The organism is uncultured Amnibacterium sp., assembly GCF_964245895.1.
GTDB lineage: Bacteria > Actinomycetota > Actinomycetes > Actinomycetales > Microbacteriaceae > Amnibacterium.
Genome location: NZ_CAXTOQ010000091.1, coordinates 1 through 13,525, shown reverse-complemented (window position 1 = coordinate 13,525; position 13,525 = coordinate 1). Strand labels below are relative to the sequence as shown.

Below are 13,525 nucleotides of genomic sequence, written 5' to 3'. Positions count from 1 at the left end.
CCCGGTGGTCCGCGCGCGCGGAGGCGGCCGAGCGGGTGCTCGGGGAGGCCGATGCCGGGGGGGACGAGGTCGACGTCGTCGTCGAGGAGCAGGACGCGTCCGGCTCCGACGACGAGGTCTGACGGCGGTGGCGCGGCCCACGCCGCTCGGCGACGCCGACGTCCTGCTCCTCGACCTCGACGGCGTCGTCTACCGGGGGCGTTCCGCCGTCCGGCATGCCAGCGAGGCGCTGGAGGCCGTCCGCGGCAGGGGCGTTCCCATCGGCTACATCACCAACAACGCGTCCCGCACGGCGGCCACCGTGGCAGAGCAGCTCGTCGGCCTCGGGATGCCGGCGCGGCCGGACGACGTCGTCACTTCCCCGCAGGCGGCGGTGCGGCTGCTCGCCGACCGACTGCCCGCTGGCGCCAGGATCCTCGTCGTCGGCGGCGACGGCCTCCGCTCCGTCGTCCTGGAGGCGGGCTTCGTGCTCGCCGAGAGCGCGGACGACACCCCGGACGCCGTCGTCCAGGGGTTCTCACCGGATCTCGGCTGGAAGGATCTCGCGGAGGCCGCGTTCGCGCTGGCCGACCCGGAGCGGCTGTGGGTGGCGACGAACACCGACTGGACGATCCCCGTCGACCGGGGCATCGCGCCGGGGAACGGCACCCTCGTGTCTGCGGTGCACGCCGCGGTCGGGCGGCTGCCGCTCGTCGCGGGCAAGCCCGAGACGCCGCTGTTCGAGACGGCCGTCGAGCGGTTCGGCGCGCAGCGCCCCTTCTTCGTCGGCGACCGCCTCGACACCGACATCCGCGGCGCGAACGCGGCGGGGATGCCGTCCGCGCTGGTGCTGACCGGCATCGACGGCCCGAAGCAGGTGCTCGCCGCCGGGGAGCCCGACCGGCCGACCTACCTGCTGGCGGACCTGCGGGGCCTGCTCGAGCCGTACCCGGAGGTGCGGCTGCGCGGCGACGGCGTGCAGGTCGGGAAGGCGGTCGCGCGCGTGCGCGGCACGGCGCTCGAGGTGGTGCGCGCCGGCGAGCCCATCGACCTGCTGCGTGCCGCGGCGGCCGCGATCTGGAACTCCGGCGTGAGCGTCTACGCGCTCGGCGTGCCCGACGAGGTCCTGCGTCTGACGGCGTCGTTACGCTGACCGGGATGGACGACGACCGCACGACGCCGGCCGACGTGGAGGCGCTGCCGCTCGAGCAGCGCGCCACTGCGTACCTCGCAGCGCAGCAGCGGCTCGAGGACCGGCTGGGGCTGCCCGCCGCGTGAGCGCCGAGCGCATCGATGTCGCTCTGGTCGCCAGGGGCCTGGCCCGGTCCCGGTCGGCGGCGCAGACCGCGGTGACCGCCGGCCGCGTGCGGGCCGACGGGATCCCCGTCACCCGGGTGTCGCAGCGGGTCGGACCGGAGGCGGTGCTCGAGGTCGACCGCGGCAGCGACTGGGTCGGCCGCGGCGCGGGCAAGCTCGACGCCGCACTCGACGCGTTCGGGGTGGCGGTCGACGGCCGCGGCGCCCTCGACCTGGGGGCGTCGACCGGCGGGTTCACGCAGGTGCTGCTGCAACGCGGCGCGCGCTCGGTGGTGGCGCTGGACGTCGGCCACGACCAGCTCGCGCCCGAGCTGCGGGACGATCCGCGCGTCGTGGTGGTCGAGGGCGAGAACGCCAGGACCCTGACCCGGGAACGCCTCGCCGACCTGGCGGGGACGACCGTCCCTCCGCAGGTCGTGGTCGCGGACGTCTCGTTCATCTCCCTCACGCTGGTGCTGCCGGCGATCGCCGCGGTCGCCGCCCCCGACGCCGACGTGATCCTGCTCGTGAAGCCGCAGTTCGAGGTCGGCAGGGCGAAGGTCAGAGGCGGCCTCGTGCTGGACGAGGCGGACCGCGCGCGGGCGGTCCGGGCGGTCCTCGACACCGCGTCCGCAACCGGTCTGCTGACCGCCGGGGTGATCGCCTCCCCGGTCGTCGGGACGCACGGCAACCGGGAGGCCCTCGTCCATCTGCACCGGGCGCGCGGGAGCGATCCGTCACAATGGTCGGCGTCGATCGGGCGCGCCGTGCGCCAGGACCGCGGGGAGGCCGGATGACAGCGCGACGCCGCTGCGTGCTCGTCCTGGCGCACACCGGGCGGTCCTCGACGCTCGACGCCGCCGTGACCGTGCTCGACCTGCTGCGCGGCAGCGACGTGACCCCCGTGCTGACGGCCGCGGAGCGGGACGACCTCGCGACGCGGTGCTCCGTCGAGGGCGTGCTGGTGCTGGGCGACGACGTCGCCGTCCCGCAGCTCGAGCTCGTCGTGGTCCTCGGTGGCGACGGCACGATCCTCCGCGCGGCCGAGCTGGTGCGCGACTCCGACGTCCCGCTGCTCGGGGTGAACCTCGGGCACGTCGGGTTCCTCGCCGAGGCGGAGCGCGACGACCTGCGCGACGCCATCACACGCGTCATCGAGCAGCGCTGGGACGTGGAGGAGCGGCGGGCGGTCGCGGTCCGCGTGCTGCACGACGGCGTCGTCGTCCACGAGGACTGGGCGCTGAACGAGGCGACCGTCGAGAAGGCCGCTCGGGAGCGGATGCTCGAGGTCGTGCTCGAGGTCGACGGCCGCCCCCTGTCGACGTTCGGCTGCGACGGGGTGGTGGTGTCGACGCCCACCGGGTCGACGGCCTACGCCTTCTCCGCGGGCGGCCCGGTCGTCTGGCCGACGCTCGACGCCATGCTGGTCGTGCCGCTGTCGGCGCACGCGCTGTTCGCGCGTCCCCTCGTCGTGCCGCCGACGTCCGCGATCGCGATCGAGGTCCTGCGCCGCACCCCGGCCACCGGGGTGCTGTGGTGCGACGGCCGCCGGACCTTCGACCTCGCGCTCGGCGCCCGCATCGAGATCGGCGCGTCGCCCCGGCCGGTGCGGCTCGCGCGCCTCCACTCCGACGCCGACCGCTTCACCGACCGGCTGGTGCGCAAGTTCGACCTGCCCGTGGGCGGCTGGCGGGGCCCGGGGTCGTGACCGCAGGGCGGCCGGGCATCGAGGAGATCACGATCCGCGGCATCGGCGTCATCGAGGACGCGGTCCTGCCGCTCGGACCGGGCTTCACGGCGCTGACGGGGGAGACGGGCGCGGGCAAGACGATGGTGGTCACGGCCCTCGGGCTGCTGCTCGGCGGCCGGGCGGACTCCGGGGTGCTGCGCGCGGGCGCGGACCGGGCCGTGGCGGAGGCGCGCTGGATCGTGCCGGAGCACGGGCGCGTCGCCGACCGGGTCGACGACGCGGGCGGCGAGCTGGAGCCCATCGGCGACGGCACCGCGGAGCTGCTCGTGTCGCGCTCGCTCAGCGCGGAGGGACGCAGCCGGGTGGCCGTGGCCGGCCGGTCCGTGCCCGTCGGCGTGCTGCAGGAGCTGGGCGAGGATCTCGTCGCCGTGCACGGCCAGTCCGAGCAGCTGCGGCTCAAGTCGCCTGCGGCCCAGCGGGAGCTGCTGGACCGGTTCGCCGGAGCGGACCTCGCCGGCGTGCTGGAGCAGTACACGGGCGTGCACCGGCGCTTCCTCGCCGACCGCGCCGAGCTGGAGCGGCTCACCGCGGAGCAGGACGCGCGGGTCGCGGAGGCGGGAGAGCTGCGCACCGCGCTCGCCGAGATCGAGGGCGTGGCTCCGCAGCCGGGCGAGGACGCCGAGCTGGCCGCCCTGTCCGATCGCCTGAGCGCCCAGGACGAGCTGCGCGTCGCGGCGGCGACCGCGCACGAGGCGCTGTCCGCTGACGACGTCGGCGCGCTGGACGCGCTGTCCCTGCTCGTCGAGGCGCGGCGGGCGCTCGAGCGGGCCGCGCCGATCGACCCGGCCATCGCGGTGATCGCGGAGTCCGTCGCGACGCTGTCGTCGCTCGCGGCCGACGCCTCCGCCGAGCTCGCGAGCTACCTCGCCGGGCTCGACCCGGACGCCCCGGCGCGGCTCGAGGTCGTGCAGCAGCGGATCAACGAGCTCGCGGTGCTGATGCGCCGCTACGGGCCGTCGCTCGACGACGTGCTCGCCTCCGCCGAGACGAGCGGCCTGCGGCTGCTCGAGCTCGACGCGGACCCCGACCGGATCGAGTCGCTGGCCGAGCAGGTCGCGGAGGACGAGCGGCTCGCGGTCGAGCTGGCCGACCGCATGTCGGCGCTGCGCCGCGACGCAGCCGAGCGCCTCGGCACGGCGGTCACCGCGGAGCTGGCCGACCTCGCGATGGCGACCGCCGCGGTGCTCGTCGACGTGACGAGCCGCGACGACCTGACCGCGACGGGCCGCGACGCCGTGCAGCTGCTGCTGCAGGCGTACCCCGGCGCCGAGCCCCGGCCGATCGCCCGCGGGGCGTCGGGCGGCGAGCTGTCCCGGGTCATGCTCGCGCTCGAGGTCGTCCTCGCGGGCACGGACCCCGTGCCGACCTTCGTGTTCGACGAGGTCGATGCGGGGATCGGCGGTGGGGCCGCGATCGAGGTGGGGAAGCGGCTCGCCCGGCTCGCATCGACCTCGCAGGTGATCGCCGTCACGCACCTGGCGCAGGTCGCGGCCTTCGCGACGAACCACCTGAAGGTGCTGAAGGGCTCCGACGGGGGCGTCACGAGCTCGACGGTCGAGCGGCTGACGGGGGAGGACCGGGTGGCCGAGATGGCCCGCCTCCTGTCCGGGCTGACGACCAGCGACTCGGCGCTCGCGCACGCCCGGGAGCTGCTCGAGCTCGCCGCCGCGGGCTGACCGCGGTCCGAGCGGTGTCCGGACTGTCCATAAGATGGAACCCCGTGGTGGACACGGGGAACTCGATGCCGGCCGATCCGAACCGGACGACGAAGCACGTCTTCGTCACCGGGGGTGTCGTCTCCTCCCTCGGCAAGGGCCTCACGGCTGCGAGCCTCGGCAGCCTGCTGTCGTCCCGCGGGCTGCGCGTCGTCATGCAGAAGCTGGACCCGTACCTGAACGTCGATCCGGGCACGATGAACCCGTTCCAGCACGGCGAGGTGTTCGTCACCGACGACGGCGCCGAGACCGACCTGGACATCGGGCACTACGAGCGCTTCCTCGACATCAACCTGAACCAGGCGGCGAACGTCACCACCGGGCAGATCTACTCCTCCGTCATCGCCCGCGAGCGGCGCGGGGAGTACCTCGGCGACACCGTGCAGGTGATCCCGCACATCACCGACGAGATCAAGCGGCGGATGCGCCTGCAGGCGTCCGACGACCCGCAGCCCGACGTGATCATCACGGAGATCGGCGGCACCGTCGGCGACATCGAGAGCCAGCCGTTCCTCGAGTCGGCCCGCCAGGTGCGCCACGAGCTGGGCCGCAGGAACGTGTTCTTCGTCCACGTCTCGCTCGTGCCCTACCTGCCGACCTCCGGCGAGCAGAAGTCGAAGCCGACGCAGCACTCGGTCGCGGCGCTGCGCTCCATCGGCATCCAGCCCGACGCGCTCGTGCTGCGGTCCGACCGGCCGGTGACGGAGGCGAACCGCAAGAAGATCGCGCTGATGTGCGATGTGGACGAGGAGGCCGTGGTCAACGCGGTCGACGTCCCCTCCATCTACGACATCCCGGCGATGCTGCACGACCAGGGCCTGGACGACACCATCGTCGAGGCGCTCGGGCTCGAGCCGGGGACCGTCGACCTGAGCCGCTGGAACCCCGTGCTGGAGACCGTGCACCAGCCGCGGCACGCGGTCACGATCGGGCTCGTCGGCAAGTACATCGACCTGCCGGACGCCTACCTGTCGGTGACGGAGGCGCTGAAGGCCGGCGGGTTCGCCGAGCACACGAAGGTCTCCCTGCGCTGGGTGCCGAGCGACGAGTGCGAGACGCCGGAGGGCGCCGCGCAGCACCTCGGCGACCTCGACGGCATCTGCATCCCGGGCGGCTTCGGCGTGCGCGGCATCGAGGGCAAGGTCGGCGCCCTGCGGTTCGCCCGCGAGAACGCCATCCCGGTGCTGGGGCTGTGCCTCGGGCTGCAGTGCATGGTCATCGAGTACGCGCGGCACCGCGCGGACCTGCCCAGCGCCTCCTCGACCGAGTTCGATCCGGACACCCCGTTCCCCGTCATCGCGACGATGGCGGAGCAGGTCGCGATCATCGCGGGTGGCGACCTGGGCGGCACGATGCGGCTGGGGCTGTACCGCGCCGATCTGGAGGAGGGCACGCTCGCGCGCGACCTGTACGGTCGCGCCGAGGTGAGCGAGCGGCACCGCCACCGCTACGAGGTGAACAACCACTACCGCGAGCGCCTGCAGGGTGCCGGGCTGGTGTTCTCCGGCACCTCGCCGGACCACCGGCTGGTCGAGTTCGTGGAGCTGCCGCGCGACGTGCACCCGTTCTACATCGGCACGCAGGCGCACCCGGAGCTGCGGTCCCGGCCGACCAGGGCGCACCCGCTGTTCCGCGGCCTGGTCGCCGCCGCGCTCGAGCGCCAGCGCGCCTCCCGCCTGTTCGAGGACGCTCCCGTTGAGGAGCAGGAGGTGCACGCCGGTGCCTGAGCCCATCGAGGACCGGCCGGAGGAGCACCCGCTCACCGGCGAGACCCTGCTGCACCACGGCCGGGTGTGGGACGTCGCGCGGGAGACGTTCGACTACGGCGGCACGTCGATCGTGCGGGAGGTGATCCGGCACCCGGGCGCCGTCGCGATCCTGGCGCTCGACGACGACGGCCGGGTGCTGCTGATCCGGCAGTACCGGCACCCGATCCACGCGCGGGCGTGGGAGATCCCCGCGGGACTGCTCGACGAGCCGGGAGAGCCGCCGCTCGAGGCGGCGCAGCGGGAGCTCGCGGAGGAGGCGGACCTCGCCGCGACGACCTGGCACGTGCTCGCCGACTTCCAGAACTCGCCGGGCGGCAGCGACGAGACGATCCGGGTGTACCTGGCCCGCGGGGTGTCCGCGGTGCCCGCGTTCTCCCGCAGCGAGGAGGAGGCGGACATCGAGGTGCGGTGGGTGCCCCTCGACGACGTCGTGGACGCGGTGCTCGCCCGGCGGGTGCAGAGCCCGTCGCTCGTCGTCGGGGCGCTGGCCGCGGTCGCCTCCCGCGCCCGCGACTGGGCGACCCTCGCCCCGGGCGACGAGCCGTGGCTGCGCCACCCCGTCGCCGGCGGCGCGCCCTGGCGCACCCGCTGACCTCGCCGTTCCGCACTTCTTTCGCGGTTCCGCAGTTCTTAGCCGGCGCGCCGCGCACGGACGCTGCGGCGCGGCGTGTCGGGCAGGAACTGCGGATCCGCGAGACCTCCGGTGGTGGACTCGCGGGGTGAAGGTCGAGCAGGCGGTCGGGCGGTTCCTGCGCCACGTCGCCGTCGAGCGGGGGCTGAGCGACAACACGCTGGCGGCGTACCGGCGGGACCTCGGGCGCTACGCCGCGCACCTCGCGGCGGCGGGGCGCGAGGACACGGCTGACGTGACGACCGCGGACGTCACCGCGTTCCTGGCCCGCATCCGCGGCGAGGACGGCGCGGCCGCCTCCTCCGCCGCGCGCATGCTCTCCTCCGTCCGCGGCCTGCACCGCTTCCTGGCTGAGGACGGGATCGTGCCCGACGACGTCGCGCACGAGGTCGCCCCGCCGAAGCTGCCGATGCGGCTGCCGAAGGCGATCGGGATCGACGAGATGGCCCGGCTGATCGGCGCGACGGAGGGGGACGAGCCCGTCCTCGTCCGCGACCGGGCGCTGCTCGAGCTGCTCTACGCCACCGGCACCCGGGTCAGCGAGGCGGTGGGGCTCGACGTCGACGACCTGGCGACCGGCTCGATGGTGCGAGTGCTCGGCAAGGGCGGCAAGCAGCGGATGGTCCCGGTCGGTTCGTACGCGCGCACCGCGATCGACGCCTACCTGACGCGGGTCCGGCCGATGTGGGCCGTCAGCGGCCCCGCCACGCCGGCGCTGTTCCTCGGGCCGCGCGGCGGCCGCCTGTCCCGGCAGGGCGCCTGGCTCGTCATCCAGGCCGCCGCGGAGCGGGCGCAGCTGACCGCGCACGTCTCGCCGCACACCTTCCGCCACAGCTTCGCCACGCACCTCCTGCAGGGCGGCGCGGACGTGCGCGTGGTGCAGGAGCTGCTGGGGCACAGCTCGGTCGCGACGACGCAGCTGTACACGCTGGTCACCGCCGACGCCCTCCGCGACGTCTACACCACCTCCCACCCCCGCGCCCGCTGAGCGTCTGCTGCGGCTCCGCGGTTCGCGGATCCGGATGGATCGGGCGACACGCCGCGCTCGCGCTGCATCGCGCCGGGGTGTCGTGGAATCGATCCGGATCCGCGACACGAATCCGGATCCGCGAAGCCCGCACGGCGGCGCGGGGCGACACGCCGCGGCGGGTCCGCGGTCCCGTCCGGGCGCGGCGCGTCGCCCCCGGACGGGGGACGGCCGCTCGTAGCGTGGCGGAACGTTCGAGCGAGACGACGCACCGACGAGGACCTGACGAATGACGCAGCTGCTGGACACCCGACCCGACTCCTCGACGGGCCCTCTCGGCCCGACGGGCCGCCCGCTGCGCGACTTCGCCGTGCCCGCGCCGCTCGCCCAGCACGGTCCGGCCCGCATCGTCGCGCTCTGCAACCAGAAGGGCGGCGTCGGCAAGACGACGACGACCGTGAACCTCGGGGCCGCGCTGGCCGCGTACGGCCGCCGGGTGCTGCTGCTCGACTTCGACCCGCAGGGCGCCCTGTCCGCGAACGTGAAGGTGCAGACCGAGGACGTCCCGACGATCTACGAGCTGCTGCTCGGCTCGTCGTCGACCGACCCGCGCATCGCGATCCAGCACACGCAGATCGAAGGGCTCGACATCATCCCGGCGAACATCGACCTGTCCGCCGCGGAGGTGCACCTGGTCAACGAGGTCGCCCGCGAGCAGTCCCTCGCCCGGGTGCTGCGCCGCGTCTCCGACGACTACGACGTGATCCTCATCGACTGCCAGCCGTCGCTCGGCCTGCTGACGGTCAACGCGCTGACCGCCGCGCACGGCGTCGTCATCCCGCTGGCCTGCGAGTACTTCGCGCTGCGCGGCGTCGCGCTGCTCGTCGAGACCATCGAGAAGGTGCGGGACCGGCTGAACCCGGCCATCGCGCTGGACGGTATCGTCGGAACCATGTTCGACCCGCGCACGCTGCACTCCCGCGAGGTGCTGGACCGGGTCGTGTAGGCGTTCGACGCGGACGTCCTGGAGACCGTGATCAGCCGCACCGTCAAGTTCCCGGACGCGTCCGTCGCCCGGGAACCGATCCTCGAGTACGCGCCGGAGCACCGCGCGGCGGAGGCGTACCGGCAGCTGGCGCGCGAGCTGGTGGTCCGGGGTGCGTTCGCCTGAGCCCGTCGCCACGGATTCGCCCGCGGGTGGGTTCCGTGTCCGGCTCCGGGGGTTCGACGGCCCGCTGGACCTGCTGCTCGACCTGATCGGCCGGCACGAGCTCGACGTCACGGAGCTGTCGCTGTCCGTCGTGACCGACGAGTTCCTGGCCCACCTGGAGCAGCTGGGCGACGACGTCGACCTCGACCAGGCGAGCGGGTTCCTGGTCGTGGGAGCGACCCTGCTCGACGCGAAGATCGCCGGCCTGCTGCCCGCCGGCGAGGTCGTCGACGCCGAGGCCGTCGCCGTGCTCGAGGCGCGCGACCTGCTGTTCGCCCGCCTGCTGCAGTACCGCGCCTACAAGGAGGCGTCGGCGTGGTTCGCGGACGCCCTCGCGGTGGAGGGCACCCGGCACGCGCATCGCGGGGCGATGCCCCAGTCGGCGCTGCGGCCTCCGCCGCCGGCGCAGCTGCCCGTCGACCTCGCCGCGTTCGCGCTGCTCGCCGCCGCGGCGCTCGCCCCTCGGGTGCCGCCGACCGTCCGCACCGACCACCTCCACGGGTCCGCCGTGGGGCTGCGCGAGCAGGCCGCGGAGGTGGTCAGCCTGCTTCGGCGGGGATCGGCGCTGTCGTTCCTCGACCTGACCGGGCCGGCGCCCGAGCGCCCGATCGTCGTCGCGCGCTTCCTCGCCGTGCTCGAGCTGCACCGGCTGGGCGCGATCGCGTTCGAGCAGCTGGACCCGCTCGGCGCCCTCGTGGTGCGCTGGACGGCGCAGAACTGGGACGACGCGATGCTCGCGCGGCTCGGCGGGGGCTTCGATGACTGAGCGCCGCAGCCCCCAGGAGCCCGTCGCCCTGCTGCTGTCGGGCCTGCTGGGCGCGCCCGTCGCGGAGCCCGCGGCTGCGCCGACGCCGGCCCCGCGAGCGCCCTCCTCCCTCGACGACCTCGACGCGTCGATCGAGGCGCTGCTCGTCGTCGCGGACCGGCCCCTGGACCTGCTGACGATCGCGGGCGCGATCGACCGGCCCGTCGCGGTCGTGCGGCAGGCGGTCGAGCGGCTGCGAGCCGACTACGACGGCGACGGGGGAGGCCGCCGGCGCGGCTTCGAGCTGCGGGAGGTGGCGACCGGCTTCCGGCTGTACGCCCGGCCCGCGCACGACGGCGTCGTGCGCCACCTGATCGAGATCGAGACGGCCGGGCGGCTCAGCCAGGCGGCGCTCGAGACGCTCGCGGTCATCGCCTACCGCCAACCCGTGACGCGCGGTCAGGTCGCCGCGGTCCGCGCGGTCTCCGTCGACTCGGTGCTGAAGACCCTCGTCGCGCGCGGCCTCGTCAGCGAGGTCGGGCGGTCGGACGAGACCGGTGCCGTGCTGTACGGCACGACCGACGACCTGCTGGTCGCCCTCGGCATCCGATCGCTCACCGAGCTGCCGCCCCTCGCGCCGCTGCTCGAGGGCGCGGAGGCGGTGCACGCCCATGCCCGCTGACGCGGACGAGCCGCTGCGGACCGACGGCGAGCGGCTGCAGAAGGTGCTCGCCGCCGCGGGTGTCGCCTCGCGCCGCGCCTCCGAGATCCTGATCGACGCCGGGCGCGTCACCGTGAACGGCAGCGTCGTGCGGGAGCAGGGCACCCGCGTCGATCCGGCGACCGACCTGGTGGCGGTCGACGGCGTGCCCGTGCAGATCGACACCAGCCGCCGCTACGTGATGCTGAACAAGCCGACCGGCATCGTCACATCCCTGAAGGACGACCGCGGCCGGCCCGACCTCACCCGCTTCACCGACCGCTTCGAGGAGCGGCTGTTCAACGTCGGCCGTCTCGACACCGACACGTCCGGGCTGCTGCTGCTGACGAACGACGGCGACCTCGCGCACGTGCTCGCGCACCCGTCGTTCGGGGTCGAGAAGACGTACGTCGCGCTCGTGACCGGCAGGGTCGCGCCGAGGACCCTCGCGACGCTGACGGCGGGCATCGAACTGGAAGACGGCCCGATCGCCGCCGACCGCGCGCGCCTGATGCCGGGCGGCTCCCGCAGCGACGCGACGCTGCTCGAGGTGACGCTGCACTCCGGCCGCAACCGCATCGTGCGGCGGATGCTGGAGTCGGTCGGCCACCCGGTGCAGGAGCTGGTGCGCCGCCGCTTCGGGCCGCTGCCGCTCGGGGCGCTGCCGCTCGGCGCGACGCGCGACCTGACGAAGGACGAGCTGGGCGCGCTGCTCGCCCTCGCCCGCGCCGCCGCTCCCGAGCGCGGCTGACCCCTCTCCGCCGACGCCACCGCCCGCGCCGGAACCCGGTATTGCGAGCCGCCCGGTAGGATGGTCGCCCGTGTCCGCCCGCACCTCGGGGCAGGTCCGGGTCGTCGGCACCGGGCTGCTCGGCACGAGCATCGGGCTCGGCCTCTCCTCGATCGACGTCGACGTCGTCCTCGACGACGTCTCCCCGTCGACCCTCGCGCTCGCCGTCGACTACGGGGCCGGCCGGCGGGCCGCGGAGGGGGACCGTCCTGCGATCGTCGTCGTGGCCGTGCCGCCCGACGTCGTCGCCGACGTGGTGGCCGCGGAGCTCGCCCTGCACCCCGAGGCGCTCGTGACCGACGTCGCCAGCGTGAAGGCCGGTCCGCTCGCGGCGCTGGCCGCCGTCGGCGCGCCGACGGAGCGCTACGTCGGCTCGCACCCCATGGCTGGGCGGGAGCGCGGCGGCCCCATCGCCGCGCGCGCCGACCTGTTCCTCGGCCGGCCGTGGGTGATCGCTCCCCACGCCGGGTCGACCCCCGAGCAGTCCGCCCTGCTCGAGTCCCTCGCGCTCGACCTCGGCGCCGTGCCCGTGCGCCTCCCCGCCGACCGGCACGACGACGCCGTCGCCGTCGTCTCCCACGTGCCGCAGCTCGTCTCCAGCCTGCTGGCTGCGCGGCTCGTCGACGCGCCCGACCACGCGACCGACCTCGCCGGTCAGGGGCTGCGCGACACCACGCGCATCGCCGGCAGCGACCCGGCCCTCTGGGTGCAGATCCTCTCGGCGAACGCCGCGCGCGTGCTGCCGGTGCTGTCGGACCTCCGCGACGACCTCGACGCGGTGCTGGCCGCGCTCGGCGACCCCGCCGCCCCCGGTGCGCAGCGGACCCTGGCCGACACCCTCGCCGCCGGCAACGACGGCGTCGCGCGCATCCCCGGCAAGCACGGCATCGACCTGCGCACGACGACGCTCGTCGTGCTCGTCGACGACCGGCCCGGCCAGATCGCGCGGCTGCTGACGGAGATCGGCGAGCTCGGCGTGAACCTCGAGGACCTGCGCCTGGAGCACTCGCCCGGCGCCCCGATCGGCATCGTGGAGCTCGCGGTGCTGCCCGAGGTGGCCGGCGGGCTCGAGGCGGACCTGCAGCGGCGCGGCTGGCGCGTCGCATGACGAAGGAGCACACGTGGGCGTGATCGTGGCGGTGGACGGACCGGCCGGCAGCGGGAAGTCGAGCGTCTCGCGCGCTGCGGCGTCCGCGCTGGGCTTCGCGTTCCTCGACACCGGCGCCGCGTACCGGGCCCTCGCGTGGAGCGTGCTCGAGCAGGGCGCCGACCCGGAGGACCCGAAGGCCGTCGAGCGCGCCCTCGCGGGCTTCGCGGTCGAGATCGCGGACGACCCGGACGAGCGCTGGGTGCGCGTCGCCGGCACCGACGTCACCGACGCGATCCGCACGCCCGGGGTGACCGCGGCCGTGAGCGGCGTCGCCCGCGTGCCCGCGGTCCGCCTGCGGCTGAACGACGGCTTCCGCGCGCGCCTCGCCGCGGCGGATCCCGGCGTCGTGGCCGAGGGCCGCGACATCACCACGGTGGTCGCCCCCGACGCGGACGTGCGCGTGCTGCTGACGGCGAGCCCGGAGGTGCGCGCCGCGCGCCGCGCGAAGGAGCTGCCGGCGGAGGACCGGCACGACGTCGCACGGTCGATCGCGGAGCGCGACGCCAGGGACTCCCGCGTGGTGGACTTCCTCGAGGCCGCCGACGGCGTGACCACCCTCGATTCGACGGATCTCGACTTCGACGGGACCGTCGCCGCACTCGTCGCCCTCGTCCGCGAGGCGGCAGGACTGGAGCCGGTGTCATGAGCGACGCGGACGACGACCACCCGATCGACGACGAGCTCGCCGAGCGCCTCGGGGCGATCGACGACGCCGCGGCGGAGCGCCGCGCGGAGTCCCTCCGGCTCGGCCTGGACGACTACGCGCTCGACGACGAGGACCGCCTGCTGCTGGAGCGCGGCGCGATCGAGGAGCGGCTGACGC

12 protein-coding genes and 2 pseudogenes are annotated in these 13,525 nt (G+C 75.0%); all 14 read left to right on the top strand.

What is annotated here, in order from left to right:
• The first annotated feature begins 127 nt into the window (after nt 1-127).
• A complete protein-coding gene (locus tag ACFE60_RS12490) occupies nt 128-1,132 on the top strand; it encodes an HAD-IIA family hydrolase (protein ID WP_375389183.1) in 1,005 nt (334 codons plus the stop codon).
• A gap of 121 nt (nt 1,133-1,253) precedes the next feature.
• Nucleotides 1,254-2,072 carry a TlyA family RNA methyltransferase gene (locus ACFE60_RS12485; RefSeq protein ID WP_375389182.1) on the top strand — a complete coding sequence of 273 codons (819 nt, stop codon included), beginning with the start codon at nt 1,254-1,256 and terminating at the stop codon, nt 2,070-2,072.
• Nucleotides 2,069-2,983, top strand: a complete 915-nt coding sequence (locus tag ACFE60_RS12480) for an NAD kinase (RefSeq protein WP_375389181.1) — start codon at nt 2,069-2,071, stop codon at nt 2,981-2,983. The genes ACFE60_RS12485 and ACFE60_RS12480 overlap by 4 nt, the downstream gene beginning before the upstream one ends.
• A complete protein-coding gene (gene recN / locus ACFE60_RS12475; RefSeq protein WP_375389180.1) occupies nt 2,980-4,701 on the top strand; it encodes a DNA repair protein RecN in 1,722 nt (573 codons plus the stop codon). The genes ACFE60_RS12480 and recN overlap by 4 nt, the downstream gene beginning before the upstream one ends.
• A 65-nt stretch (nt 4,702-4,766) precedes the next feature.
• On the top strand, nt 4,767-6,467 hold the full coding sequence (locus ACFE60_RS12470; RefSeq protein ID WP_375389185.1) for a CTP synthase: 1,701 nt from the start codon (nt 4,767-4,769) through the stop codon (nt 6,465-6,467).
• Between the two features lie 4 nt (nt 6,468-6,471).
• Entirely contained in the window at nt 6,472-7,101 is a 630-nt protein-coding gene (locus ACFE60_RS12465) for an NUDIX domain-containing protein (protein WP_375389184.1), read from the top strand.
• Between the two features lie 127 nt (nt 7,102-7,228).
• Nucleotides 7,229-8,128, top strand: coding sequence for a site-specific tyrosine recombinase XerD (gene xerD / locus ACFE60_RS12460; RefSeq protein WP_375389179.1), 900 nt, complete (start codon nt 7,229-7,231; stop codon nt 8,126-8,128).
• Nucleotides 8,129-8,396: 268 nt separating this feature from the next.
• Nucleotides 8,397-9,278: pseudogene (locus ACFE60_RS12455) on the top strand (ParA family protein).
• A complete protein-coding gene (locus ACFE60_RS12450) occupies nt 9,265-10,083 on the top strand; it encodes a segregation and condensation protein A (RefSeq protein WP_375389178.1) in 819 nt (272 codons plus the stop codon). Before ACFE60_RS12455 ends, ACFE60_RS12450 begins: the two are co-directional and overlap by 14 nt.
• Nucleotides 10,076-10,744, top strand: coding sequence for an SMC-Scp complex subunit ScpB (gene scpB, locus ACFE60_RS12445; protein WP_375389177.1), 669 nt, complete (start codon nt 10,076-10,078; stop codon nt 10,742-10,744). Before ACFE60_RS12450 ends, scpB begins: the two co-directional genes overlap by 8 nt.
• Entirely contained in the window at nt 10,734-11,513 is a 780-nt protein-coding gene (locus tag ACFE60_RS12440; protein WP_375389176.1) for a pseudouridine synthase, read from the top strand. The genes scpB and ACFE60_RS12440 overlap by 11 nt, the downstream gene beginning before the upstream one ends.
• 70 nt (nt 11,514-11,583) lie before the next feature.
• Nucleotides 11,584-12,660, top strand: a complete 1,077-nt coding sequence (locus tag ACFE60_RS12435; RefSeq protein ID WP_375389175.1) for a prephenate dehydrogenase — start codon at nt 11,584-11,586, stop codon at nt 12,658-12,660.
• A 13-nt stretch (nt 12,661-12,673) separates the two neighbouring features.
• Nucleotides 12,674-13,348 carry a (d)CMP kinase gene (gene cmk, locus ACFE60_RS12430; protein WP_375389174.1) on the top strand — a complete coding sequence of 225 codons (675 nt, stop codon included), beginning with the start codon at nt 12,674-12,676 and terminating at the stop codon, nt 13,346-13,348.
• Nucleotides 13,345-13,525 (top strand): annotated as a pseudogene (locus ACFE60_RS12425) (hypothetical protein); the annotation flags it as partial. The gene cmk and the pseudogene ACFE60_RS12425, both read left to right, overlap by 4 nt.